Source organism: Vibrio sp. ArtGut-C1, from assembly GCF_002105475.1.
Taxonomy (GTDB): Bacteria; Pseudomonadota; Gammaproteobacteria; order Enterobacterales; family Vibrionaceae; genus Vibrio; species Vibrio diabolicus.
The window spans coordinates 95,797-122,038 of the sequence record NZ_NCTH01000003.1; the positions used below are offsets into that span (position 1 = coordinate 95,797).

General features: G+C 45.1%; 19 protein-coding genes. 11 read left to right on the forward strand and 8 right to left on the reverse strand.

Annotation, left to right across the window (positions count from 1 at the left end):
• Positions 1–2,346 carry an LPS assembly protein LptD gene (lptD, locus tag B7360_RS03730; RefSeq protein ID WP_085342743.1) on the reverse strand — a complete coding sequence of 782 codons (2,346 nt, stop codon included), beginning with the start codon at positions 2,344–2,346 and terminating at the stop codon, positions 1–3.
• 266 nt (positions 2,347–2,612) lie between these two features.
• Here lptD and djlA point away from each other — a divergent pair, with 266 nt between their 5' ends.
• On the forward strand, positions 2,613–3,467 hold the full coding sequence (gene djlA, locus B7360_RS03735; protein WP_085342744.1) for a co-chaperone DjlA: 855 nt from the start codon (positions 2,613–2,615) through the stop codon (positions 3,465–3,467).
• Between the two features lie 100 nt (positions 3,468–3,567).
• Here the strand turns inward: djlA and B7360_RS03740 are convergent, their stop codons facing one another.
• From B7360_RS03740 to leuA, 5 genes are all read right to left on the reverse strand, one after another.
• Positions 3,568–4,350 (reverse strand): DUF547 domain-containing protein, encoded by a 783-nt coding sequence (locus tag B7360_RS03740; protein ID WP_085342745.1) that lies wholly within the window; start codon positions 4,348–4,350, stop codon positions 3,568–3,570.
• A 135-nt stretch (positions 4,351–4,485) separates the two neighbouring features.
• Complete coding sequence (leuD, locus tag B7360_RS03745) at positions 4,486–5,088, reverse strand: 3-isopropylmalate dehydratase small subunit (RefSeq protein ID WP_005430484.1); 603 nt, start codon at positions 5,086–5,088, stop codon at positions 4,486–4,488.
• An 11-nt stretch (positions 5,089–5,099) separates the two neighbouring features.
• Positions 5,100–6,500: a 3-isopropylmalate dehydratase large subunit gene (gene leuC / locus B7360_RS03750; RefSeq protein WP_005383069.1), complete on the reverse strand. Its 1,401-nt coding sequence runs from the start codon at positions 6,498–6,500 to the stop codon at positions 5,100–5,102.
• 110 nt (positions 6,501–6,610) lie between these two features.
• The gene (gene leuB / locus B7360_RS03755; RefSeq protein WP_006742732.1) at positions 6,611–7,702 is read right to left on the reverse strand and encodes a 3-isopropylmalate dehydrogenase; all 1,092 of its coding nucleotides are present in this window, start codon (positions 7,700–7,702) and stop codon (positions 6,611–6,613) included.
• Positions 7,703–7,784: 82 nt separating this feature from the next.
• Positions 7,785–9,332: a 2-isopropylmalate synthase gene (gene leuA, locus B7360_RS03760; RefSeq protein ID WP_006742733.1), complete on the reverse strand. Its 1,548-nt coding sequence runs from the start codon at positions 9,330–9,332 to the stop codon at positions 7,785–7,787.
• Positions 9,333–9,845: 513 nt separating this feature from the next.
• Here leuA and B7360_RS03770 point away from each other — a divergent pair.
• The 8 genes from B7360_RS03770 to B7360_RS03805 all read left to right on the forward strand — a co-directional run bounded on the left by B7360_RS03770 (position 9,846) and on the right by B7360_RS03805 (position 20,673).
• Entirely contained in the window at positions 9,846–10,643 is a 798-nt protein-coding gene (locus B7360_RS03770; RefSeq protein WP_085342746.1) for an SH3 domain-containing protein, read from the forward strand.
• A 152-nt stretch (positions 10,644–10,795) separates the two neighbouring features.
• On the forward strand, positions 10,796–11,344 hold the full coding sequence (locus B7360_RS03775) for a phosphatase PAP2 family protein (RefSeq protein ID WP_046874026.1): 549 nt from the start codon (positions 10,796–10,798) through the stop codon (positions 11,342–11,344).
• A gap of 3 nt (positions 11,345–11,347) precedes the next feature.
• A complete protein-coding gene (locus tag B7360_RS03780) occupies positions 11,348–12,394 on the forward strand; it encodes an MJ1255/VC2487 family glycosyltransferase (RefSeq protein WP_006742735.1) in 1,047 nt (348 codons plus the stop codon).
• Between the two features lie 556 nt (positions 12,395–12,950).
• A complete protein-coding gene (gene calR / locus B7360_RS03785; protein ID WP_005379693.1) occupies positions 12,951–13,910 on the forward strand; it encodes a LysR family transcriptional regulator CalR in 960 nt (319 codons plus the stop codon).
• A 294-nt stretch (positions 13,911–14,204) separates the two neighbouring features.
• On the forward strand, positions 14,205–16,013 hold the full coding sequence (locus B7360_RS03790; protein ID WP_047009048.1) for a long-chain fatty acid--CoA ligase: 1,809 nt from the start codon (positions 14,205–14,207) through the stop codon (positions 16,011–16,013).
• A 449-nt stretch (positions 16,014–16,462) separates the two neighbouring features.
• Positions 16,463–18,187, forward strand: coding sequence for an acetolactate synthase 3 large subunit (locus B7360_RS03795; RefSeq protein ID WP_085342747.1), 1,725 nt, complete (start codon positions 16,463–16,465; stop codon positions 18,185–18,187).
• A gap of 1 nt (position 18,188) precedes the next feature.
• Entirely contained in the window at positions 18,189–18,683 is a 495-nt protein-coding gene (gene ilvN / locus B7360_RS03800) for an acetolactate synthase small subunit (protein WP_005392253.1), read from the forward strand.
• 109 nt (positions 18,684–18,792) lie between these two features.
• Positions 18,793–20,673 (forward strand): GGDEF domain-containing protein, encoded by a 1,881-nt coding sequence (locus tag B7360_RS03805; protein ID WP_005392251.1) that lies wholly within the window; start codon positions 18,793–18,795, stop codon positions 20,671–20,673.
• A gap of 64 nt (positions 20,674–20,737) precedes the next feature.
• Here B7360_RS03805 and B7360_RS03810 read toward each other — a convergent pair whose 3' ends face one another.
• Both B7360_RS03810 and pykF read right to left on the reverse strand, forming a co-directional pair.
• Complete coding sequence (locus B7360_RS03810; RefSeq protein WP_082240136.1) at positions 20,738–21,424, reverse strand: GntR family transcriptional regulator; 687 nt, start codon at positions 21,422–21,424, stop codon at positions 20,738–20,740.
• A gap of 157 nt (positions 21,425–21,581) precedes the next feature.
• A complete protein-coding gene (pykF, locus tag B7360_RS03815) occupies positions 21,582–22,994 on the reverse strand; it encodes a pyruvate kinase PykF (RefSeq protein WP_005392243.1) in 1,413 nt (470 codons plus the stop codon).
• 433 nt (positions 22,995–23,427) lie between these two features.
• Here pykF and B7360_RS03820 point away from each other — a divergent pair, with 433 nt between their 5' ends.
• The gene (locus B7360_RS03820) at positions 23,428–24,189 is read left to right on the forward strand and encodes a DeoR/GlpR family DNA-binding transcription regulator (protein ID WP_005392240.1); all 762 of its coding nucleotides are present in this window, start codon (positions 23,428–23,430) and stop codon (positions 24,187–24,189) included.
• A 114-nt stretch (positions 24,190–24,303) separates the two neighbouring features.
• The gene (gene glmS, locus B7360_RS03825; RefSeq protein ID WP_005392238.1) at positions 24,304–26,136 is read left to right on the forward strand and encodes a glutamine--fructose-6-phosphate transaminase (isomerizing); all 1,833 of its coding nucleotides are present in this window, start codon (positions 24,304–24,306) and stop codon (positions 26,134–26,136) included.
• Positions 26,137–26,242: the final 106 nt, after the last annotated feature.

Consider the following 26,242-nt stretch of genomic DNA (forward strand, 5'->3'; position numbering starts at 1 on the left):
TTAATTGTTCAGATAGAATGGGCGGCCGTACTTAATCGCGTTGTCAGAACCATCCAGTTCTTTGACTGCAGTGTCTTCACGCTGATTGGTCGCAAAGCCTTGAATACCGAAGTTAACGCTAAAGTTATTTTCGTATTCAGGTGATGCGCCAGTGCTGCCGATAGTTTGGTTTTCCCAACCAAGCAATTGGTTGGCGTAAGTCACACCAATGTACCAACAGTCAGACTGGTAACGCAGGCTCGCTAGCCATTCTAGGTCCGCATTTTCATTTAGGTCGTAGTAGTATTGACCACTTGCAGACCAGTTCGGGTTGAACTCGTAGGCCGCTACAATACCTGCTTGTGAAATGCCTTTACGAGTAATTGTGTCTAGGTTTTCGAGAATGATCGTATCTTCGATGTATTCACGCGTGACGTAACGATAGTTACCCTGAATAAAGCCACCGTTAAATTGGTACTCTAAGGTACTGTTCGCCAACTGCATGGAGCTCAAATCGATATCGTATTGAATTCCACCGTGATAGAACAAGTAATCGTTGTAGTTGAAATCAGCTTCAATCGCCCATGATGAGTAGTTGGTGGTCTCATCCGGAAGATTTGGGCTGTTGCTCAGTTTGGTCTTTTTATCGAAGTAGTAAATCTGACCAAATGAAACGTTAAGACGCTCTTTATAGTCATCATCAAAGAAGCGCGTACTTGCACCGTAGCTTAACTGGTTCGCAGAGGCGATTTTATCAATGCCACTGTACTTACGACTGCGGAATAGCCCGTAGTAGTCGGTTTGTAGCAAGGTGGTATCGTAGTTGTAGATATTGGTTTGATCTTCTTCAGGTACGTACAAGTACTGCAGCTGAGGCTCCAGTGTTTGTGTGTAGCCCTTGATCCAACTCGTGTCTCGCTCTAAGTAAAGTTGCGCATGCGTACGGAACTCGGGGATAACACGAGAAACTTCGTCATCTAACTGGTTTTGCAAGTTGACATCTGTCAGACCCGTTAAGTCTTGAGAGTAGTACGTGGAAAGCACGCGAGCTTCCGTTGTCCACGTTGCCCATGAATTTGAAAGCGGCAATGTAAGTCCTGGCTCAATATGAACACGGGTCGCATTTGGTCGCGCAGTATCGCTCGTATCGAAGCGGCTCACTTGGCTCTTCACGTCAAAGTTGAGGTAATCTCCCCACAATGGCGTGTAGTAGTTCAAGTCTAACTGAGGAAGCAGGCGATAAGGGCGGTTCTCTTCTTTCAATAAGATTTGGAAGTCACGAACGGTTAACGAGGCATCCCAGAAATCAGAACGATATTGTACTTGTCCTTCTTGAACCAGTTGACCATCTTCACGGTTACCAATATCGGAGTCGAGATCGAGGAAGTAATCAATATCACTCACTTTTGAGTAATCGACTTTGACTATCCACTGTTTATTGATAATACCGTCGTGTTTAACTTGGTAGCCCCAACGAGACTCGTCTTGATATTTGCGATCGCTATTGAGGTATTCGCCTTTGATTTCACCATTCCCCCAGCCATCCGTTAGGTAGCGGAAATCAGTATCGAGTTTTGTTCCACGCTGCTGCATATAGAGCGTGGTGAGCGTCATGTCATATTGAGGCGCGATGTTCCAATAGAATGGCACCTCGACTTCCATACCATCGCTAGAACCATACGATAAAGAAGGGAAGAGGAAACCCGTTTTACGCGTATCTCCAATTGGCATGGTTAGATACGGCACATAGAAAACAGGCACATCTAACACTTCAAATCGAGGATGGTGCAGCGTCGCCGTCTCTTCATCTTGGTCAACGTCAATACCTGATGCCACTAAACGCCATGAATTGTCGCCTTGAGGACATGATGTAATAGAACCATCTTCGAGTTCATAAACCGACTGACCTGTACGCGCGATGTATGCTGCTGTGCCTCGACCTTGTTGGCAAAGGAACTGATAATCGGTGTTCTCCAGTGAAAACGTGTCTTGGTTGATGTCATTAGTAACACGATCAGATCGAGCTTTGACTTGGCCGTCATTGAAAGTCACGTTGCCTTCGGCAACCACGACGTTATCTTGTTGGTGCAGCGTTACGCTATCTGCGGTGATTTTCTTCTGGCCTTGGGTGACTTGTACATTACCTGAGTACTGAGCTTTGTCACCATTGATGGCTTGCAGGGTGTCAGCTTCTACCACTACTGGGGTATTAAGAGCGTCCTCCTCGCCACTGGTATCGACCAAACATTGATCTGTGGCGGGCATTTCCTGCACACTATCATGGATATTCGCTTCAGCTTGAGTGGTGGGTACAAACAAGGCGGTGCTGATAGAGGCCGCTAAACATGTGCGGGAGAAATGTTGCATTGAATTGAACTTTCCTGTGTCACTACTACTCGATGGCTATAGGGCTTGTTGTACCCTAGCGTAATAGCCAAATGAATCAACTATAGTCGCATTTATCCCAGCGTATTGATTCACTGTGGCATAATGACGACAAAATAGCTGCAAAGATAAGCAGGCGAAATGGCCTAGCCGAAATAAAACTAATTCCATTATCATAAAGGAAATCGTTGCATCCGGCACTATAAGACCGCCGTCGTCGATAAAAATTCATTGATAGAGAACACATAATGCATATTTTTGGCAAAATTCTGGGTGCCTTTTTTGGCTTGTTACTTGGCGGGCCGCTAGGTTTACTCTTTGGCTTATTTATTGGCCATCAATTCGATAAAGCACGTCGCTTGAGTCAAGCCGGGTTCTCTACTGGCGGCTTTGGAAAAGGGCCGAGCCAAGCTCAGCGCCAAGAAGAATTTTTTAAAGCGGCGTTTGCGGTAATGGGACATGTGGCAAAAGCGAAAGGCCAAGTCACCAAAGAGGAAATCCAACTGGCTTCTGCCATGATGGATCGCATGAATTTGCATGGCGAACAGCGCCGCGCTGCGCAAGATGCGTTTCGTGAAGGTAAAGACAGTGACTTTCCGTTAGAAGACGTTCTTGTTCGTGTGAAAATTTCGACAGCAGGCCGTTTTGACTTGTTGCAATTTTTCCTTGAACTACAAATCTCGGCGGCCTTTGCTGACGGCTCGATTCATCCTAGTGAACGAAATGTGTTACACAAAATAGCACGTGGTTTGGGTTTCTCTTCTGAGCAGCTAGAGCGTCGCTTGCAAATGCAAGAAGCCGCATTCCGTTTCCAAAGCCAGGGTGGTTTTCATGGTCAGCATCAAGGCCAATCTTCTGGAGGTAGCTGGCAACAAGCTTCACAAGCGGATCAACTGGCTGACGCGTACAAAATTCTGGATGTGTCTTCAGGTGCCGACAGTAAAACCGTCAAGCGTGCTTATCGTAAACTGATGAACGAGCATCACCCAGACAAATTGATGGCTAAAGGTCTACCACCAGAGATGATGAACGTAGCGAAAGAAAAATCTCAAGAGATTCAAAACGCTTACGATCTGATTAAAAAGGTCAAAGGCTTTAAGTGATTTTGTCAAAATCTAGAAAGTAAAAAGGGCACTTGGTGCCCTTGTTAGCTTTTGGGTTACGGGTGACCAAAAGCGTTGCAAGCTGAACGGTGGCGATAAATTAGTCAGCTTGATTCAAACTCCAATCGTATTCGTACTTCACTTTTCCAGAGAAGTCTTTGTACTGTGGCGCGTACTTCGCGATGTGGCTGAAGACTTGTTTTTCTCCACCAAAGTCCGCTGCAAACCAATCATAAATGGAAGACAGCTGTGCCGTGTTTCCTTGAATGGATACGCCTTTGTTGCTGTTAATAAACGTTCTGGCAGCACTTTCAAGTAAGGCTTCAGTGTTTTCGGCAGTGAATGCTTGAGCTTGTAGGTTAGGGCATCCCAAACTTGCACAATTTACGGCGTAATGTGTTCTTGGGTCATTCCAAATTGGACGCAAAATTCGATGTTCAATATCGTTTAAAGTCAGATCCTTCCCGTTGACCACGACCACATCATCTCCCCAAGGACCAAAGCTAAATAAGCCACCCAGCTTGGTGATGGATTCGACGGGATAGTTATCCAAAATAAGATCAACCGTGGTGGCGTTGTAAAGGTTCACCCAATAGGCGTATTGCTCTGCTTGGCTGTATTGTAGAGGGTCTAGTTTTGCCAAACGCTGGATGTATTGTTTCAGCTTAGTTTTATCGACAGAGGTCACTTGGCTATAACGAAACAAAGTATTCTCACCTTGTTCAACCAAGTAATTGTCTAACAGTTGTTGCCATTCCTGATGAGAAATTTGGGTTTGGTTGGCCTGATTCGATTGTTGCCAATACGGCCATAAATCAGATTTAGGTGCAGCGAACGCCGAGAAAGAAACTAGAGAACACAATAGCAATAACAGACGCTTCATAGAGATACCTTTGGGTTAAAACCTTATTGATAGTGTAGACCTGCATAAGGCGAAGTTTCTTTCTTGAGGCAATGAAAATAAAAGAAAAAAGGCTGACATAAGCCAACCTTTTGTTTGTTTAAATTGCGATTTTAATTAGCTTAAGAAGCTTGGGATATTCGCTTCGTACTCAGCAATCTTATCTTCGTGCTGAAGGGTTAGGCCTATGTTGTCCAAACCGTTTAGTAAGCAGTGACGACGGAACGAATCGATTTCAAAACCATACTCTTTGCCGTTGGCACGAACCACATTCGCTTCTAAATCGACCTCGACTTCTGCGCCTTCATTTGCCTCAACAAACTGGAAGATCTCATCCACTTCTTGCTCAGTCAAACGAACTGGCACCATTTGGTTGTTGATCGAGTTACCGTAAAAAATATCGGCAAAGCTTGGTGCGATCATCGCTTTGATGCCGTAATCCGCTAGTGCCCATGGTGCGTGCTCACGAGATGAACCACAACCGAAGTTTTCACGCGCTAGCAAGATAGAAGCGCCTTGGTAGCGCGGAGCGTTCATCACGAACTCTGGATTTGGCTGTTCGCCAGCATCATCTAGGAAGCGCCAGTCATGGAATAGGTGCTTACCGAAACCTAGACGAGACACCTTTTGCAGGAACTGCTTTGGTATGATGGCATCAGTATCAACGTTCGCTGCATCTAGAGGAACAACTAAGCCTGTGTGTTGTTTAAAGCCTGACATTTGTTTGCTCCTTAGTCTAGTTCACGAATATCTACAAAGTGACCAGCAATTGCTGCCGCCGCTGCCATCGCAGGGCTCACTAGGTGGGTACGGCCATCACGACCTTGGCGGCCTTCAAAGTTACGGTTTGAAGTAGATGCACAACGTTCATGTGGACCCAAACGGTCATTGTTCATTGCTAGACACATCGAGCAACCTGGTAGGCGCCACTCAAAGCCCGCTTCTTTAAAGATGACATCTAGGCCTTCCGCTTCTGCTTGCGCTTTTACTTGCTCAGAGCCAGGAACGATTAGCGCTTGAACGTGAGGCGCGACTTTGCGACCTTTCGCTACTTCAGCGGCTGCGCGCATGTCTTCGATACGTGAGTTAGTACAAGAGCCAACGAAGACTTTATCGACGTTGTAATCAGACAATGACTTGCCTGCCTCCAGGCCCATGTAAGCCAATGCTTTTTCTGCCGATGCTTTTTCTACTGGGTCGGCAAAGCTTTCTGGTGCTGGGATAGGTTGATCTACTGCGATCACTTGGCCTGGGTTAGTACCCCAAGTGACTTGTGGTCTGATATCCGCTGCGTTTAGTGTCACGACCGCATCAAACTGAGCATCATCGTCCGTTTTTAATGTCTTCCAGTATTCTACTGCTGCATCAAAGTCGGCACCTTGAGGTGAGAATTTACGGCCTTTGATGTATTCGAACGTGGTTTCATCTGGCGCAATCAAACCGGCTTTCGCACCTAGCTCAATTGCCATGTTACATACGGTCATGCGGCCTTCCATTGAAAGGTCTGTGATCGCTTCACCACAGAATTCAACAACGTAGCCTGTACCGCCTGCTGCTGTCGTTTCACCGATGATGGCTAGCACAATGTCTTTCGCAGTAATGCCCGGAGCCACTTTGCCTTTTACTTCGATCTTCATCGTTTTAGCGCGCGCTTGTTTTAGCGTTTGAGTTGCTAATACGTGCTCAACTTCAGAGGTGCCAATACCAAAAGCTAGAGAGCCGAATGCACCGTGTGTAGCAGTGTGCGAGTCACCACAAACAATGGTCATGCCCGGTAGGGTAATACCAAGTTCTGGACCCATAACGTGCACAATACCTTGGTATTTGTGGTTAATGTCGTAAAGCGTTACACCAAACTCTTCACAGTTTTTCGATAGCGTTTCCATCTGGATACGCGCCATCTCACCGGATGCGTTGATATCTTTAGTGGTTGTCGAAACGTTGTGGTCCATGGTGGCAAAAGTTTTGCTGACCTGACGCACTTTGCGACCTTTTTCACGCAAGCCGTCAAATGCTTGCGGAGACGTCACTTCATGTACCAAGTGACGGTCGATGTACAAGATAGGGTTTTCCCCTTCTGCTGCGACGGCAACGTGTGCGTCGTAGACTTTTTCGTATAGTGTTTTGCCCATTGTTTGCTTCCTTTCCTCGTTATCCTTGTTGCTTTGTTTTAGCACCAATGAATTAGAGGTAAGTCATTGGTGGATAGAGGATTTAGTATTTATTATGAATCTGTTCTGTATTACGAGTTTAAGATGTACTCAGCGATCTTATCGCCCATCTCTGATGTTGTAAGTGCCGGGTTGTTGCCTGCAAGGTCGCCTGTTAGCTCGCCAGCTGAAAGTGCTTTCGACACCGCTGCTTCGATGTCTTGTGCTGCGGCTTCTTCGCCAAGGCTATAACGTAACATCAGTGCCGCAGATAGGATTTGCGCCACTGGGTTAGCGATGTTCTTACCTGCGATATCTGGTGCACTGCCGCCTGCTGGCTCGTACAGACCGAATTTGCTTTCGTTTAGGCTCGCTGAAGGCAACATACCCATAGAGCCAGTGATCATTGCGCACTCATCAGAAATGATGTCGCCGAAGATGTTTGAACACAGCATTACGTCGAACTGAGCTGGGTCTTTGATAAGCTGCATGGTTGCGTTGTCGATGTACATGTGTGATAGCTCGACATCTGGGTAATCTTTTGCGATTTCTTCGACTACTTCACGCCATAGAATAGAGCTTTGTAGAACGTTCGCTTTGTCGATAGAGCACACTTTCTTGCGACGTAGACGAGCAGACTCAAAAGCGATTTTTGCAATACGTTCGATCTCAAAGCGGTGGTACACCTCAGTATCAAACGCTTTTTCTGTCGCGCCTTCGCCTTCACGGCCTTTTGGTTGACCGAAATAGATACCACCAGTCAGTTCACGGACCACAACGATGTCAAAACCACGGCCTGAGATGTCAGCACGAAGTGGTGAGAAAGCTTCCAGGCCTGCGTGGATTTGCGCTGGGCGTAGGTTACAAAACAGTTGGAAGTGTTTGCGTAGTGGTAGTAGGGCACCGCGTTCAGGTTGGTCATTTGGTGGCAAGTGTTCCCACTTCGGACCGCCAACTGAACCGAATAGGACTGCATCAGACTCTTCACACGCTTTTACTGTGCTTTCTGGAAGTGGAGAGCCGTGATTATCGATCGCGATGCCGCCTACATCATGCTCGTCACGCTCAAACGCAATACCATGCTTCTTTTCGATAGCATCCAATACTTTGTGTGCTTGCGCCATTACTTCCGGGCCGATGCCGTCACCGGGTAGGACGGCAATTTTGTATGATTTGTCTGTCATGTTAATCCTTTAAGTTTTCTAATTTTGAGCTTAATTATTTCAACGAGCGTGTTCTTTCCTGAGCCATGCAGCCCGGTTGTTATTACACAGTCGCAATCTTTTTCTGCTTCATTTCTTCTATTTTGTCTGCACGGTGGATGCTATTAATAACGTGCAATAGTGCTTGACCGGAAGCTTCAACGATATCGGTGGAAACGCCCGTGCCGTGGTATTTACGACCTTTGTAGTTGGCAATGATGTCAGCTTGACCCAAACCATCTTCACCTTCGCCTTTCGCTGTTAGGTCGAATTTATCCAGTACGATGTCGTAGCCTGTCACGCGGTAGATACATTGGTATAGCGCATCAACTGGGCCATTACCGACTGCCGCTTCACACATTTCTTCATCGCCACATTGCATTTTGATGCTGGTGGTGGCCATTACGCTGCCCGATTGCACGCTTAGGTAGTTCAGTTTGTAGAAGTCATCTTCTTCACGCAGGTTCGAGAAGTGCATTAGGGCCTCTAGATCGTAATCGAACACTTGGCCTTTGCGGTCGGCAAGTTTCAAGAAGTCCGCGTATAGAGCGTCTAGGTTGTACTCGTCCTCGTTGTATCCCATGGTGTCCATGTGGCTCTTCACGGCTGCGCGACCACTACGGCTGGTTAGGTTTAGTGCTTGGTTTTTAAGGCCAATCGACTCAGGGGTCATGATTTCGTAGGTATTCTTATTCTTTAACATGCCATCCTGGTGGATACCTGAAGAGTGGCTAAAGGCATTCGCGCCCACAATCGCTTTGTTGCTCTGAATTGGCATGTTGCATAACTGGCTCACCAATTTACTGGTGCGGTGAATTTCATCATGTTTAATGCCAGTGTGAACGCCCAAGAACTCTTGACGCGTCTTGATGATCATTGCGATCTCTTCAAGTGAACAGTTACCCGCTCGCTCACCAATGCCATTGATGGTGCCTTCTATCTGACGCGCGCCGGCTTGAACTGCGGCAATAGAGTTGGCAACTGACATCCCCAAGTCGTCGTGACAGTGAACGGAGATGATCGCTTTATCAATGTTTGGAACGCGGTTGAAAAGGGTTTGAATAATGCCACCAAACTCGCTTGGTACTGTGTAGCCAACGGTATCTGGAATGTTGATTGTGCTCGCACCTGCATTGATGGCAGCTTCTACCATGCGACATAGGTTATCGATAGGAGTACGCCCTGCATCTTCACAAGAAAACTCGACATCATCGGTGTAGTTACGCGCATGTTTAACGGCGTTGACTGCCATTTCTAGTACATCGTCGTAGCTGCGGCGTAGTTTGTCTTCTACGTGAATGGTGGAAGTGGCTAAAAACGTGTGAATACGGAATTGGTCGGCCACTTTTAATGCTTCAGCGGCGGCATCAATATCTTTCGCAACGGCACGCGAAAGGGCACAAACTCGACTGTTTTTGATGTTTTTTGCAATGGTTTGTACCGACTCGAAATCACCAGGTGAAGAGATTGGGAAGCCAGCTTCGATAACATCAACGCCGAGTCTTTCCAGCGCATAGGCAATTTGCAGTTTTTCTTTAACCGTCAAGCTTGCTGACAACGCTTGCTCGCCATCACGCAATGTGGTGTCGAATATAATGACCTGATCGTTCATGTTTGCTTCCTTCCTGATTTCTGCACTTTCGTGCAAGTTAATCGTTTACTTCCAGTATTTAGATATAAAAAAACCCGCATTCTCATGCGGGTTCTTAGAAATTGGTGTGGTTATTTTTCTTCCACAGCCTACCCGCGCGAACTGGTCACGATCAGGAGGAGGCTAAGCAGAATAGAAAAATGAGCTGACATAGTTGTTAAGCTTTCCACATAATTAAGTTAACAAATTAGTACCGCACTCCATGAAGCGCGTCAACCCTAAAGTCGATTTTTTATTCATATCGGATGAGTCTTTTCGTTTGCTTGAGAAAAATGATGCACTAAGTGAAACGGCATGGTGCGATAGAAACGTGCTAGAAGAGGCAAGTTCTCATCAAGTTTGCAACGTTTCATTACCAAAACAAACATTGGGATTGCGACTTGTCACACAAAGGCCCGAATTGTTTGGCAAAAGTTTTGAATGACCATTTATAGTAGTGCAGTTGCACTAGGTAAAAAGAAGGGTTAAGGAATAATGAGGTTAGCAAAACAATTTGGACGTTCAGCCGCAGTAATTACTCTGGTCAGCTTATCGGGTTGTCAGCTGTTTCAATCTCAAACCTATATGGCAGAGGTTTCCCCTGTTGCTATTAATGATCACTCTCAGAGTGTCATGGTGATTAATGATCAAATGGATCGATTCTTGAGCTACGAGGGACGTGAGTCGTTTTTGAATCAAATGCTCGTTGCTCTTGAGTCGGACAGTCGAGATAAATTTAAAGGCAAAGATCCGGAAACCTATTCGTGGTGGAAGATCCGAGTGCAACCTAGTGAGAAACAACAAGCGGAAGTCTTCCGACCAACAGCTGACGGTGTGGATATCTCAAACCCCGTTGAGTTTATGGATGTCTCCTATCGCTCTAAGACCACATTAAACCTGCGATCCAAGCCGAGCCTAGAAGGAGAAAAGCTTGGCGTGTTATCGAAAGGGGAAGTTTTTAATGTGTTGGCAAAAGTGGTGGACCAACCTTGGTTTCTCGTTGAACAGAAAGGCGTGATAAAAGGTTACGTCCATAAGGATTATGCGCGCAGCAATGTGGTAAATCGTGACATTCTATCGACACAGCCTAATCCTCTTTTAGAGTCTGTTTCGAGCACAACTGAGCAAACGGGTATAGAGCATGAACTGTCAGGAAATTACACTTGCCGCTCCCTTAGCTACGAGCTGACAAAAGATGGCGACATGACGATGGGCTCTTTGCGCGCCTGTCGTAAGAAGAGAAAAGTCTGGTATATCGATACGCCTCAACCGCAGCAAGCAAACCCTTCTTAATCGTTCTCTCCTGCGATTGTGCTCAATAGATAGATTATTGGGCACACTCTAATTTGGCATTTGTCATTAATTGTCCAAACTCCCGTCATGCAGTTGTCACCTAAACCTCCTACTTTTCACACAACGGCGTTGTCAAAGTAAGGAAAGGTCACATGCGAACCATAGAGACAGTTACACAGCCAATTGCAACCATTGCTAAGTTTGATTTAGCGCTCTCTAGTGTTTGTCTTAAGCACCGTTTTAATCAGCAAGTTGCCAACATCAGTAAAGGAGTCTCCCACAGTGGTGACGGACATCTGTACTTGGTGCTAGGTTTATTAGCTTGGTATTTAGATAAAGAGCAGGGAGTCTGGTTTTTACTGGCGGGTTTACTTGCTTTTGCCATCGAGTTGCCAATTTATTGGGCGCTGAAAAACAGTTTTAAGCGTCGTCGCCCTGAAGAACTCAGTGCACTCCTTCCTGCTTTTATTACCCCCTCTGATCGCTATAGCCTGCCTTCAGGACACACTGCCGCTGCGTTTGTCATGGCGACGCTGATTGATCATTTCTATCCGAGCCTAGGCGTTGCTGCATTCTTTTGGGCAAGTTTAATCGGAACCGCGCGAATCTTATTGGGGGTGCACTTTTTTACCGATGTCATCATTGGTGCACTGCTAGGTAGCCTTTGTGGTGGGTTAGCGATTGCGATGCTGGGAGGCTAATTGATGAAAATCTTATACGGTGTTCAAGGGACAGGAAACGGACATATTGCGCGTGCGAGGGCGATGAGTCATGCGTTTAAAGAGCACGATGTTGAGGTCGATTTTTTGTTTTCTGGACGAGCGCCTGAAAAGTACTTTTCAATGGAAGCGTTTGGCGATTATCAGACTCGCCGAGGCTTCACCTTTATCACTGAAAAAGGTTCAGTGAACTATGCGAAAACAGCATTGAGTAACAATTTGGTGCAATTTTGCAAAGAAGTTAAACAGCTTGATTTGTCGTCCTATGATCTCGTGCTCAATGATTTCGAGCCTGTTACGGCATGGGCGGCAAAACAACAAAATAAGCCGTCGATTGGTATCAGTCATCAAAATGCTTTCCGTTATCCAGTGCCGTTAAAGGGAGCGAGTTGGTTAGACAAATCCGTCATTGAATACTTTGCGCCTTCTCAACACCACCTTGGTTTGCATTGGCATCATTTTGATCAACCTTTGCTACCACCGATAGTGCATACCGTCGATAGCCAAGCAGAAAATGATGATTTTGTTTTGGTGTATCTACCGTTCGAATCCATTGAAGACATCTCGGATTTACTGTTCCATTTTAACCAGCAAGCGTTCATCTGTTATCACCCCGATGTGATCGAATGTGAGCAAGTGGAAAACATAGAATTACGCCCTTTATGCCACAGCAACTTTCAGCATCATTTGCATCGGTGTAGTGGTGTCATTGCCAATGGTGGATTCGAGCTCCCTTCGGAAGCTCTGTCTCTAGGGAAAAAATTATTGCTTAAGCCACTCTCAGGTCAGTTTGAGCAACAAAGCAATGTCGCGACCTTAGAAGACTTAGGACTTGCGATGTCGATGGAGAGCTTAGACATTTCCGCAGTACGCCAGTGGCTAAAGGAGCAGCAAGCCGAAAGTGTGAAATATCCAGATGTTGCTCAGGCCATTGTCCATTGGGTATTGCAAGGCGCGTGGGATTCACAAGCGGAGTTATCCAAACAGTTGTGGGAGCAAGTTGATTTCCCAAGTTACGTGTCGAACATTTAAGTACGTTGTTCTAAGTACATTGTTCCTTCCTATTTTTGACACGATTTTGTTGCAGCCTTTCAATCTAGAAGGCTGCATTTTTATTCTTTCTCTTTCATTTCTATTCAATGTGTATTTGCTGATAATTTGACTGATAAGTGCAAATTTCACTCAGAGATATAGTCGTCATCTGTTGGTTTGCCTTCGACTAATAACTAGGATAAATGCATGCGTGTGGTGACCATCCGTCTCATCAATTTGCTAAATACTTCCTCAAAGAATGCGCTTTTACGTGTTTTATAGTTTTTTATGTTTTTATCAAGTTATTGTTATTTAAAGGGTAAATACCTAATCGGCTAAAATTTACTGATTAAATATCAATCTAGTTGCGAAACCGCAATCGATTAGTTGATAGTACAGTTCGAGCCGGAAGTATCCGGACAGCAAATATAATAAAAAGTTAGGTTATCTATTCGTAAAATGATTCGAATCCAGCCGCCGTCTTTTGTGCGAGATGGGATTCTATTCGTTATGAATTTAATGAACAAAGTTGACGATTACAAAAGAGGCGCACTCAATGTTAGAGAAGAAAGATGCGATGAGCGCAATTGCTAGCTACCGTATGGAAAGCACTTTGCGTGGTGTAGATTTAAACCTACTGACTGTATTTGATGCTGTGATGCAAGAGCAAAATATTACTCGTGCAGCACATAACTTAGGCATGTCTCAGCCGGCAGTAAGTAATGCCGTGGCACGCCTAAAAGTGATGTTTAACGACGAGCTGTTTATGCGTCAGGGCCGTGGTATTCAGCCAACGCAACGCGCTCGTCAATTGTTTGGTCCAATTCGCCAAGCATTACAGCTGATTCGTAATGAACTTCCTAGCTCCGTATTCCAACCAGAATCTTCGACTCGCTTATTTAAGCTGGCGATTTGCAGTCCTTGTGACATGCGTTTTGCTCCGAAGATCATGGCAAAAGTGAATCAACAAGCACCAAACGTTCAGCTTCACCTAGATGCAGAATTTGACCGTCTGTTGTCTGAGCGTATGCGCTATCAAGAAATTGATTTCGTGATCGATTATGCTCGCTTTGATGAGCAAGGTTTCTCAAGTACTGAAATCTTCAAAGATGAATTAGTGGTTATCGCGTCAAAAACACACCCACGCATTCAAGGTGGTGTAACGGCCGAGCAACTGCTTAACGAAAAACATGCGAAGTTATCGAAAGTGCACGGTCAACGCAGCTTCTCAGAACAAGCATATCGTGAACTGGATTGCCAAGCCGCGTACGAAGGCTCTAGTCTAAGCAACCTACTATATGTGGTAGGTCAATCTGAGCTTGTGACTATCGCGCCACGTTGGATGGCAGAAAATGCGGTAAACAGCGATCAGCTGCAAATTCTAGACTTCCCATTTGCAAACAAGGAAATCAGCGGCTTCTTAAGCTGGCATGAATCAAGTGAAAAAGATAAAGGCCACATTTGGCTGCGCGATCAACTGATGATCACGTGTGGTGAAGTGGTTGCCGCAAAATAAGATGACGTTTGGTCTTATCGGTTAAGACCATATTGGTAATCATCAATTTTTACAATTCATTGGTCCCCGAGAGATTTTTGTCTCTCGGGGCTTTTTGTTTTAGCAATCAACAATCGAAACAGTAAGTTAAATAGAGTAATCATTCAGCAGTTTTGGGTATGTTCGCGACGTATAAGTGATAGTTGTCTCTTATTAGTGATAAGTTTGATACTGGTCAGTTGCGTTTTAGCAAGCCGTGAGTACACTTGTTCGCTCAATTAGCTTACGCCTGTAAGCCAAAAGGTAAGTAAAAGAATGGCCAAGTTAGATTTTCATATCGTTAAACGTATTCGTGAACAAATTGCGAACGGTGGTACACGCGTTGCACTCAAGCATAAAGTGGGTGAGGAATGGCAAGGTATTACGTGGACGCAATTTGGTCAGCAAGTTGATGCTTTATCACTTGCACTTTTGGCTCAGGGATTAGGAGTCCAAGATAAAATCGGCATTTTCTCGAACAACATGCCGCAATGGACGATTGCTGATATTGCAGCGCTACAACTACGCGGCGTAACAGTACCTATTTACCCAACCAATACCGCCGCTCAGTCGGCGTACATCATTGACAACGCAGACGTCAAAGTGCTGTTTGTTGGTGAGCAGCCACAATTTGACGCAGCAGTGAGCATTTTCGACCAGTGCGAGCAGTTAGAGCTCATTGTTGCCATGTCTGATGATATCGAACTTGGCGAGCATGATTTCGTTATCTCTTGGCAAGCATTTGTCGCCAAAGGCGATGCCACATACCAAGTTGAATTAGACGCACGTTTAGAGCAAGCAAAAGAAGATGATCTACTCACGCTGATCTACACCTCGGGCACAACAGGCCAACCTAAGGGTGTCATGTTGGACTACGCAAACATTGCGGCGCAATTGGAAGGGCACGATCAACGTTTGAGCCTTTCTCAAAGTGATGTGTCACTGTGTTTCCTTCCGCTGTCACACGTATTTGAACGCGCTTGGACCTTTTATGTGTTGTACAAAGGGGCGACCAACTGCTATTTGCAAGACACCATGCAGGTGCGTGATGCACTGAGCCAAGTGCAACCTACCGTGATGTGTGCCGTGCCGCGTTTCTATGAGAAGATCTTCTCTGCGATTCACGAGAAAGTGTCTCGCGCGCCAATTCATCGCAAGATCATGTTTACTTGGGCTGTGAACATGGGCGCAAAAATGGCCGCTTGTCATCAAGAAAAACGTCAGCCATCGCTCATGCTGCGCAAGTCATATGCCCTGGCGGATAAATTGGTTCTGAGCAAGCTGCGAGCGTTACTTGGTGGACAAATCAACTTTATGCCGTGTGGCGGTGCAAAGTTAGATGAAACCATAGGCCGATTCTTCCACGCGATTGGTATCAATGTGAAGTTAGGTTACGGCATGACTGAAACCACGGCGACAGTATCGTGTTGGGATGATAAGTGCTTTAACCCAGACTCTATTGGTATGTCGATGCCTGGCGCGCAAGTGAAGATCGGTGAGAACAACGAGATTCTGGTGCGTGGTCCAATGGTGATGCGTGGCTATTACAAAATGCCAGAAGAGACCGAAAAGACCTTTGATGAGCACGGTTTCCTAAAAACTGGCGATGCGGGTTACATTGATGAAAATGGCAACCTGTTCATCACTGATCGTATCAAAGAGTTGATGAAAACTTCAGGTGGTAAATACATCGCTCCACAAATGATTGAAGGTGCGATTGGTAAAGACCACTTCATCGAGCAAATCGCGGTTATCGCGGACACGCGTAAGTTTGTCTCGGCGCTGATTGTGCCGTGTTTTGATTCTCTTGAAGAGTATGCGAAAGAGCTGAATATCAAGTATCACGATCGCGTTGAATTGATTAAGCATCACCAAGTGGTCGAAATGCTTGAGAAGCGTGTTAACGATCTCCAAAAAGAGTTGGCAAAGTTTGAACAGGTGAAGAAGTTTAAACTGTTACCAAGAGCTTTCTCTATGGATGATGGTGAGTTAACGCCAACTCAAAAACTGCGTCGTAAAGTCATCAATGACAAATACCAAGATGAAATTGAAGAAATGTATAAGGAAAAGTCAGAGAAAAAGTAACTTAAGCTGACTTAGATTTTATATTGATGAAAAAATCCCCAGTGATGTGATTGCGCATTACTGGGGATTTTTGTTTGTGTTGATTCTTTCTATTTTGCTCACCAAATACAGCTATTTAGCACCCTATACTTAAAAGGTTCTGAAATAATGTTCTTTTTTTAAACGTTAAATTTTTAGGTTGTACTGTGAAATAAGGTATGTGTGGCTGCTATTCCTACTAACATTCTAATTACTAGCATCTTGTTTAAAAAGTAGACCAACCTCTCATTAGACCCGTTGATAATAAAACGTTACATTTGTTGGGTAACCTTGCGGGATGTTATGACGAACGCAAGACATAGCCGAAAACGTGGAAGTATTTCGATTAGGCTACGAATAAGACCTAGACTATGTAAAACCAGACCAATCCGTTGACCTTACGGTGAGGAAACTGGCTAAGGAGAGCAATTATGACAGCAATGTTGTCAGGCGCAGAGATGGTGGTTCAATCTCTGATAGAAGAGCACGTAGAGCAGATCTTTGGCTACCCAGGTGGCTCCGTTTTGGATATCTACGATGCACTGCATGCCAAAACCGATCAAATCAAACACGTACTTGTAAGGCATGAGCAAGCCGCCACTCATATGGCAGATGGTTACGCTCGCGCTACCGGTAAACCGGGTGTCGTACTGGTATGTTCAGGTCCGGGCGCGACCAATACCATTACTGGTATTGCCACGGCTTATATGGACTCCATCCCAATGATCGTTATCTCGGGTAACGTACCTAATAGCCTAATTGGTAATGATGCTTTCCAAGAATGTGACATCGTTGGTGTCTCTCGCCCAGTGGTCAAACACAGCTTTTTAGTGAAAAAAGCGGAAGATATTCCTGAAACGATCAAGAAAGCGTTTTATATCGCGACCACAGGTCGACCTGGTCCAGTAGTGATTGACTTGCCGAAAGATGTAATGAATCCGCAAATCAAACTGCCTTACCAATACCCAGAAACGCTTTCAATGCGTTCTTACAAGCCGACGACGTCGGGTCATAAAGGCCAGATTAAAAAAGCGCTTAAATCGCTATTAGAAGCGAAAAAACCAGTGCTTTATATCGGTGGTGGTGCTGTGATTTCTGGCGCTCATGAACATATTTTAGAGCTCTCCGACAAGCTGAACCTTCCAGTAGTCAGTACGTTGATGGGACTAGGCGCATTCCCTGGAACACATAAAAACTCACTGGGCATGCTGGGTATGCACGGTACTTACGAAGCCAATATGGCGATGCATGAAGCGGATCTCATTTTTGGTATCGGTGTGCGTTTTGATGATCGCACAACGAACAACCTTGAAAAATACTGCCCAAACGCAAAAGTCATGCATATTGATATCGATCCATCATCGATCTCGAAAAACGTGAAGGTGGATTTACCTATCGTAGGCTCTGCGGAAAAAGTGCTTACAACCATGCTTGGCCTGCTGGCAGAGCAAGAAGGTGGGAACGATGAAGATGCCATCACCGCATGGTGGGATGACATTCAGGTGTGGCGTGACCGCAACTGTTTGGCTTATGAGAAGTCACCAGAGCGAATTAAGCCACAGCAAGTGATTGAAACCTTGCACAAGCTGACCAATGGTGATGCGTATGTTGCTTCTGATGTGGGTCAGCACCAGATGTTTGCAGCACTTTACTACCCATTTAACAAACCACGCCGTTGGATCAACTCGGGTGGATTGGGCACTATGGGATTTGGCCTTCCGGCTGGTATGGGTGTTAAGTTTGCCATGCCACAAGAAGAAGTCGTGGTTGTTACGGGCGATGGCAGTATTCAAATGAATATCCAAGAGCTTTCGACAGCGATGCAATACGACATTCCAGTGAAGATCATCAATTTAAACAACCGATTCTTAGGCATGGTAAAGCAGTGGCAAGACATTATTTATCAAGGTCGTCACTCTAATTCTTACATGAGTTCTGTTCCTGATTTTGCAGCGATTGCAGAAGCTTATGGTCACGTCGGTATTCGTATCGAAACGCCTGAACAGCTCGAAGAAGGGCTACAAAAAGCGTTGGATATGAAAGATCGTCTGGTGTTTGTGGACATCAACGTAGACGAAACCGAACACGTATACCCGATGCAAATTAAAGGTGAGGGTATGGATAAAATGTGGCTAAGCAAAACGGAGAGAACTTAATATGAGACACATTATTTCATTGCTATTGGAAAACCAACCGGGTGCGTTGTCTCGTGTTGTTGGCTTGTTCTCTCAACGTGGTTACAACATTGAATCTTTGACGGTATCACCGACAGATGATGAAACGCTGTCGCGAATGAACATTACCACGACGTCTGATGAGATGCAGTTGGAGCAAATTCAGAAGCAGTTACACAAATTGATCGATGTGCTGAAAGTACAAGAAGTCACCGAGTATGAGCACATCGAACGTGAACTGATGATGGTGAAAGTGAAAGCCAGCGGTTTTGCGCGAGCAGAAGTGAAACGGACGGCAGACATCTTCCGTGGCCAGATCGTGGATGTCACTGCTGCTCAATACACGGTACAACTTGCGGGCACGAGTGAAAAGTTGGATGCCTTCATTCAAGCGATATCTGAAGTAACTGAAGTCGTCGAAGTTGCTCGTAGTGGGGTAGTGGGCATTGCCCGAGGTGAGCGCGCACTCAAACCGTAATTGTCTAATTGCATATAGAAAAGCCACTTAATCTAAGTGGCTTTTTGTTTAGAAAATAACAATTAATGATATAATTGTCGTTTTAGTAAGCATTATAGGCAGTAGACGCGTGAAAATACCTAAGCGAGTCGGCACATTGTTGGCGACAGCACTATTTTTTAGTGCGCTCACTGCAGTTTACTATTATCAGAAATATCTGACGTTATTAGAGAGTAACGTTGAGAATACCGCTCAAGAAGCATTACACCAACTGGCTTATACTGGTCGCGAATACAACAATATTCAGGATCAAATTGAGACGATCAGCGATCTTCTCGGTCACAGCCAAAGTCTTTACGACTATCTACGTCAGCCGAACCGAGTCAACCTTTCTATCTTAGAAGATATGTGGATCTCGGTTGCGATCAACCAAAAGCTATATAAACAAATTCGTTTTCTTGATATTACCGGTCAGGAAAAAGCACGGATTAATTACGATTTCAAAACGGGTATCGCTGCACCCGCCCTCAAATTACATGACAAGTCAGAGCGGGATTATTTTCATTACGCGCAAGGTTTAGGTAATGATGAAATTGCGTCGTGGGGGATTGAACTGGAGCGGGAAAATGGTGAGCTTGTTTACCCTTATAGCCCTTCATTGCGTATTCTGATGCCGATTTCCCTCAATGGGAAACGCGAAGGGTATCTTGTTCTTAATGTTGATATTGAGTATTTATCTTCTCGACTCAACTACTCACCGGTGCGGGATTTTCATATTGAGTTAATTAAAAGTGATGGCTTTTATATCGCGAGTCCTAAGTCATCACGCTTGTACGGCAACATTATTCCAGCTCGTTCTCAATTTAATTTTGGCCGGATGTACCCCAACATTTGGCGCACGATGATCTCAGAAGTTTCGGGCTATGAGTACAACGGCTCGAATTTGATAGCGTATAGCACGATCCAATTTGTTTCTAGTGAACCACTTCATCTGGTTATTGATCTTACCAATGAGCAATTACTATCTCGATCTCAGCGAGATATTGATGACTTAATCCAAGAAGCGTTTTTTGTATTAAGTTTGGTGTTTGGTTTTACTTTACCAACGACCGCGCTAGCCCTGCACTATCGACGTCATAGTATGGAATCGAAGTTAGCTCGGGCTGCACTTGATGGCATGACTGCGGTGATGATCTCAGATGCGTCGCATCGAATCATTATGGTGAACCAAGAATTTGAAAACATGATGGGCTATTCAACCAAGCATACTCAAGGCTGGAATGCGCATAATCTAATTTTCTTACCGGAAGATCTCGAGTCGACCCTCAATATTTGGAATAAGCTTGCGAACGAGCACGTTTGGGAAGGTGAGGTTCGTTGTCGAACCAAGTTTAATCACGTATTTACCGCCATTATGCGCATTCAGGCAAACTTAACCAAGTCAGGTAAAGTAAGCTATTACATCACGTCGCTGGTGGATATATCCGAGCAAAAAGAGCTGGAAGAAAAGCTACGCAACCTCAGTGAAAAAGATGGTTTGACGGGCTTGTGGAACCGCCGAAAATTTGAAGAGCAATTAGCGCAATATGCCGGGATTATTGAGCGTTATCCTGACAGTCCCCCAGCGTGTTTGGCGTTGTTTGATATTGACCACTTTAAGCGCATTAACGATGAACTTGGGCACGATGAAGGGGACAAAGTGATTTGCAGTGTCGCTGAGACTCTTCTTAAAGAGGTGCGCAGTACTGACTTTGTGTCTCGTGTCGGTGGTGAGGAATTTGCGGTGATCATGCCGCATACCACACTCGAAGAAGCAGAAGTTGTATTGAACCGGTTACGTGTGGCGGTTCAACTGCGCAGTGATAGAGCGATTACCGTTAGCGCCGGGTATAGTGATTTAACCTCCGATCGCACGCGTACTTATAAATGTGCTGATATTGCCTTGTATGAATCCAAAAGTGCAGGGCGTAACTGCGTATCGCTATGCCATAGTTTCGATGATATTGCTTAGCTCTTTTTCAAAAACAAAAAATCGGGGATAGACCCCGATTTTTATGCTTATTTTAGCCTCAGCGTTATTCGCTAGCCAGTATGCGATATTGGTTGTCGATGGCCGCTTCGATACACTGCATTGACTGTCTCAAATAACGCTCTAGATAACCTAAAGCATCCTGGCTCTTTTTATCTAACGACGTCTTCATCAGCATTTCTTGTTCATCGATATTACAGTGCCCTGGGTTTCCAGTACCTAACATTTGCATAGCAAAATATTGGTAACGCTTAATTTGCGTGAGTAGATCGCGGAAAAAACCAAACATATTGGCAGAGCCAGCGCCTTCAAACAGCGCAGTAAGAAACTGATTATGGCGTTCTTCCCATTCCTTCCAGCAAAAGCTTTCGCCAGATTTAGAGCGGGATAACTTGTGATAAGCGGTTAGGACGTCCAGTTCCCAATTTTCATCGCCAATCACAATTGCTTTATTTAGTAGGCATGCAGAGACCATTTGTAGGCTCTCGTACAAGTCATTCAACTCATCTTTACATACAGGTGCAACCCAGCAGCCTTTTTGCGGCTCAAGTTTGACGTATTTGCTCCACGATAACAGCACCAAAGCTTCGCGAATGGGTGACGCTCCTACGTTGTACTTCTCTTTGAGTTCCGCAACCACGAGTTTTTGACCCGGTTTAAGCACGCCATCGAGAATATCCTGACGGATCATTTTTGATACTTTGTCGGTAAGAGTGGGACTGGACACATACACCTCATAGAAATTTTAATCGTGACGACAAAATTAAACAGTACGCAATTCTGCTCATGGTGAATGATACAGTTAGGCTATTATTAGAGCAAGAAAGCCATATAAAAAAAGAGGGCATAAGCCCTCTTTATCAATCAACTGAAGTATGAAAAGTTCAGTATTATAGTACGTGTACAGAAGCTGTGTTCGTAGTGCCTGAAGCGACTAGAGCACCAGAAACCATCACTACGATGTCGCCTTTGTTACCTAGACCAGACTCTAGAGCAAGCTCTTTACCTGCTACGTAGAATGCGTCAGTGCTTTCGATAGAATCAACAACAACTGGCGTCACACCTTTAGTTAGAACAAGTTGTGCTGCTGTTTTCTTGTTTGTTGTTAGTGCTAGGATGTTTGCAGTTGGGAAGTATTTACGTACTGAACGTGCAGATTTACCACCTTCAGTTGCAACAACGATCAGTGGAGCAGCTAGTTTCTCAGCTGTGTCTACTGCGCCTTTACATACTGCTTCAGTGATGCGTAGACGTGGGCTGTCTAGACGAGAACCTAGCTCAGCTTTTAGCGCTGAATCAGTACGGTTCGCGATTTGAGCCATGATAGTTACCGCTTCAACTGGGTACTTACCTTTCGCTGTTTCACCAGAAAGCATTACTGCGTCAGTACCGTCCATTACTGCGTTAGCAACGTCGCCTGCTTCCGCACGAGTAGGACGTGGGTTGTTGATCATAGAATCAAGCATTTGAGTTGCAGTGATAACCATCTTACGTGCACGGTTACACTTCTCGATCATCATTTTCTGAGCGAAGATTACTTCTTCAGCTGGGATTTCAACACCTAGGTCACCACGAGCAACCATGATGCCGTCAGAAAGCTCTAGGATCTCGTCGAAGTTATCAACACCTTCTTGGTTTTCGATCTTAGAGATGATGTGGATGTTCTCGCCGCCGTTTGCCGCTAGAACTTCACGGATTTCTTGAACGTCAGAAGCTTTACGGATGAAAGAAGCAGCTACGAAGTCAACGCCTTGCTCACAACCGAATTTAAGGTCGTTCTTATCTTTTTCAGATAGAGCAGGTAGGTTTACAGAAACGCCAGGAAGGTTAACACCTTTGTTCTCGCCTAGTGCACCGTTGTTAAGTACTTTACATTTAACTTCTGTTTCAGTCTTAGAGATAACTTCCATCTCGATTAGACCGTCGTCGACTAGGATAGTGTTACCTACGTTTAGGTCTGCTGCGAAACCTGCGTAAGTTACTGCAACTTTATCTTTGTTACCTACAACTGAAGTGTCAGTTGTGAAAGTGAATTCTTGACCAGCTACTAGATCAACGTCGTTGCCGCCTTCTAGCTTGATAGTGCGGATTTCTGGACCTTTAGTATCTAGAAGAATTGCTAGTGGTTTGCCAGTAGCTTCCATTACTTTACGGAAGTTCGCGATACGAGTGCCGTGTTCTTCGTAGTCACCGTGAGAGAAGTTAAGACGCATTACGTTCATGCCTGCGTTCACTAGCTCAGTTAGCTTCTCTACAGATTCAGTTTTAGGGCCAATCGTACATACGATTTTGGTCTTTTTCATGGAAGATACTCTCCGGTAAGTATAGTTACAATTTGAAAGTCGGTTGTTTACTCTGAAGTTAGGGCGTTATTGATGACATTTAGTGCCTGTCACCCACCGATTTTTCGCCTCATTATCAGTACTTCAGATTCTGAAAGTCTTTCACCAAGTTTAGTCATTTTATGACTAAAAGATCGGCGATTTTGGTTACCTTTTTGTGACTAATCCCACTTTATATGCAGAAAGTTGCAAAAAAATAGCCTTCAATTCTGTAATTTTTTTTCTTTTCGGTGGCGAATTCTACCACTGAATGAATCCAATATCACTGTTTAAGAATTGTCTTAGGACAAGGTTTTATCGAGAAATATTAATTTTTTGGATCGAAATAAATGGACTTGAAAGTTTCGGTTTGACTATAATAAGTTTCATATCGAAACTTAAATTCAAAACGTAAATGTCGAAACGAAACACTCAACTAAGAAGACACGCCATTTCTAACTTGGTTTCTGAGCTAGGAGAAGTCAGCGTTGACGAACTCGCTCAGAAATTCGAAACCTCAGAGGTCACGATTAGAAAGGATTTAGCTTCTTTAGAGAAAAATGGCCAACTTCTACGCCGCTACGGCGGTGCGATTGCTATCCCAACCGAAGTCATTCACGAAGAATTGAGCGCTAATGTTTCGACTCGAAAGCTAAACTTGGCAAAAGCAGCGGCATCACTGATTCGAGACCATAATCGCATAGTGATCGACAGTGGCAGTACTACGGCTGCGTTGATTCAACAGTTGAATGACAAACGTGGCTTAGTTGTCATGACCAACTCGTTGCATGTTGCTAACGCCCTTAATGAATTAGAGAGCGAACCAACACTGCTGATGACTGGCGGGACTTGGGATACGCACTCAGAATCTTTTCAAGGCAAAGTAGCCGAATCTGTATTACGAGCTTACGATTTTGACCAGCTATTTATCGGTGCGGATGGCATCGATCTCGAACGCGGCACCACAACGTTTAATGAATTGGTTGGTTTGAGTAAGGTGATGGCGGAAGTGTCGCGCGAAGTGATCGTCATGATCGAATCGGAAAAAATCGGTCGTAAGATCCCGAATTTAGAGCTCGCTTGGCATCAAATTGATGTGCTAGTGACGGATGCTGATATTCAGCAAGAACACAAAATACAGATTGAACAACATGGCGTGAAAGTTATTTGCGCCTAATCTAATAATGTAATCAGTTTCATATTTCACTTCCCTCTGAATACAGGCCTTTGCTTGCTGCCTCTATCTGAAACATGGCTAGGGAAGAACAAAACTACAAACGGAGATAAACACATGTGTGGAATCGTAGGTGCAGTAGCACAACGAGATGTTGCAGAAATTTTGGTTGAAGGTCTACGCCGCTTAGAGTACCGCGGTTACGACTCTGCTGGCGTTGCTGTTGTTGATGGCGAGTCAAACCTAACGCGCGTTCGTCGCTTGGGTAAAGTGCAAGAACTGGCTGATGCAGTAGAAGAAGCAAAAGTGATCGGCGGAACGGGTATTGCACACACTCGCTGGGCGACGCACGGTGAACCATCTGAAGTTAATGCACACCCACATATGTCTGGCGATATTGCTGTTGTACATAACGGTATTATCGAAAACCACGAAGAGCTTCGTGAATTGCTTCAATCTCGTGGTTACGTGTTTGAATCTCAAACGGATACAGAAGTTATCGCACACATGGTTGAGTGGGAACTTCGCACTTCAGAAACGCTACTAGAAGCAGTACAAAAAACAGCAAAACAACTTGAAGGCGCATACGGCACGGTAGCGTTGGATCGCAAAGATCCTTCACGCATCGTAGTTGCACGTTCAGGCAGCCCGATCGTAATTGGTTTTGGTGTGGGTGAAAACTTCCTGGCTTCTGACCAACTTGCGCTACTGAATGTAACGCGCCGTTTCATGTACCTAGAAGAAGGTGATGTGGCAGAAATCACTCGCCGTGAAGTTACTGTCTTTGACGCAACGGGCGAGCTGGTTGAGCGTGAAATCGTAGAATCTAACGCAGAACATGATGCTGGCGATAAAGGCCAATACCGCCACTTCATGCAAAAAGAAATCTATGAGCAACCTAAAGCGTTGATCAACACAATGGAAGGCCGTATCACGGCAGACTCCGTTGTAACTGATGCGATCGGTGTGCATGCGGCTGACATTCTAAGTAAAGTAGAACACGTACAAATCGTTGCGTGTGGTACGTCTTACAACGCAGGTATGACAGCGCGTTACTGGTTTGAAGACATTGCTGGCGTGAGCTGTGACGTCGAAATCGCGTCTGAGTTCCGTTACCGTAAGTTTGTGACTCGTCCAAACAGCCTTCTTATTACGTTGTCTCAGTCTGGTGAAACAGCAGATACGTTAGCAGCCCTTCGTCTTGCGAAAGAAAAAGGTTACATGGCGGCGATGACCATCTGTAACGTAGCGGGTTCTTCTTTGGTTCGTGAATCTGATTTTGCTTTCATGACTCGCGCTGGTGTCGAAATCGGTGTCGCTTCAACCAAAGCGTTCACGACTCAGCTTTCTGCACTATTGATGCTGGTAACGGCGTTAGGTAAAGAGCAAGGTCGCGTCAGCAAAGAGAAAGAAAAAGAGATTGTTGAAGCGCTACACGCACTTCCTAAGCAAATCAACGCGGCACTTTCTTTCGAGAAAGACATTGAAGCACTAGCGACGGATTTCGCAGACAAGCACCACACATTGTTCCTAGGTCGTGGTGAATTCTATCCAATCGCGATGGAAGCGTCTCTAAAATTGAAAGAGATCTCTTACATCCACGCAGAAGCCTACGCGGCGGGTGAACTGAAACATGGTCCTCTTGCGCTGATTGATGCTGACATGCCTGTTGTTGTGGTTGCACCAAGCAACGATCTTCTAGAGAAGCTAAAATCAAACGTTGAAGAAGTGCGTGCACGTGGCGGCCTTCTATACGTATTCGCAGATGCAGATGCAGGCTTTGAAGGCGATGAAACAATGAAGATCATCACGATGCCTCACGTTAGTGAAATCACGGCGGCGATCTACTACACCATCCCAATGCAGTTGCTGTCATACTACGTCGCGCTGATCAAAGGTACGGACGTAGACCAACCACGTAACCTAGCGAAAGCGGTAACGGTTGAGTAATTACGCTTAACAGCAAAAATCCCAAGCGGCACATGCGAGAGTATGTGCCGCTTTTTTTGTCTTATTCTAAGCGTAATGGAACGCTCAAGAGCCTTCGCCAGTAGGT

Bases quoted from the DNA above. Each gene is read 5' to 3' on its own strand.
- lptD (WP_085342743.1), bottom strand. From the start codon at position 2,346: ATGCAACATTTCTCCCGCACATGTTTAGCGGCCTCTATCAGCACCGCC.
- djlA (WP_085342744.1), top strand. From the start codon at position 2,613: ATGCATATTTTTGGCAAAATTCTGGGTGCCTTTTTTGGCTTGTTACTT.
- B7360_RS03740 (WP_085342745.1), bottom strand. From the start codon at position 4,350: ATGAAGCGTCTGTTATTGCTATTGTGTTCTCTAGTTTCTTTCTCGGCG.
- leuD (WP_005430484.1), bottom strand. From the start codon at position 5,088: ATGTCAGGCTTTAAACAACACACAGGCTTAGTTGTTCCTCTAGATGCA.
- leuC (WP_005383069.1), bottom strand. From the start codon at position 6,500: ATGGGCAAAACACTATACGAAAAAGTCTACGACGCACACGTTGCCGTC.
- leuB (WP_006742732.1), bottom strand. From the start codon at position 7,702: ATGACAGACAAATCATACAAAATTGCCGTCCTACCCGGTGACGGCATC.
- leuA (WP_006742733.1), bottom strand. From the start codon at position 9,332: ATGAACGATCAGGTCATTATATTCGACACCACATTGCGTGATGGCGAG.
- B7360_RS03770 (WP_085342746.1), top strand. From the start codon at position 9,846: ATGAGGTTAGCAAAACAATTTGGACGTTCAGCCGCAGTAATTACTCTG.
- B7360_RS03775 (WP_046874026.1), top strand. From the start codon at position 10,796: ATGCGAACCATAGAGACAGTTACACAGCCAATTGCAACCATTGCTAAG.
- B7360_RS03780 (WP_006742735.1), top strand. From the start codon at position 11,348: ATGAAAATCTTATACGGTGTTCAAGGGACAGGAAACGGACATATTGCG.
- calR (WP_005379693.1), top strand. From the start codon at position 12,951: ATGTTAGAGAAGAAAGATGCGATGAGCGCAATTGCTAGCTACCGTATG.
- B7360_RS03790 (WP_047009048.1), top strand. From the start codon at position 14,205: ATGGCCAAGTTAGATTTTCATATCGTTAAACGTATTCGTGAACAAATT.
- B7360_RS03795 (WP_085342747.1), top strand. From the start codon at position 16,463: ATGACAGCAATGTTGTCAGGCGCAGAGATGGTGGTTCAATCTCTGATA.
- ilvN (WP_005392253.1), top strand. From the start codon at position 18,189: ATGAGACACATTATTTCATTGCTATTGGAAAACCAACCGGGTGCGTTG.
- pykF (WP_005392243.1), bottom strand. From the start codon at position 22,994: ATGAAAAAGACCAAAATCGTATGTACGATTGGCCCTAAAACTGAATCT.
- B7360_RS03820 (WP_005392240.1), top strand. From the start codon at position 23,428: ATGTCGAAACGAAACACTCAACTAAGAAGACACGCCATTTCTAACTTG.
- glmS (WP_005392238.1), top strand. From the start codon at position 24,304: ATGTGTGGAATCGTAGGTGCAGTAGCACAACGAGATGTTGCAGAAATT.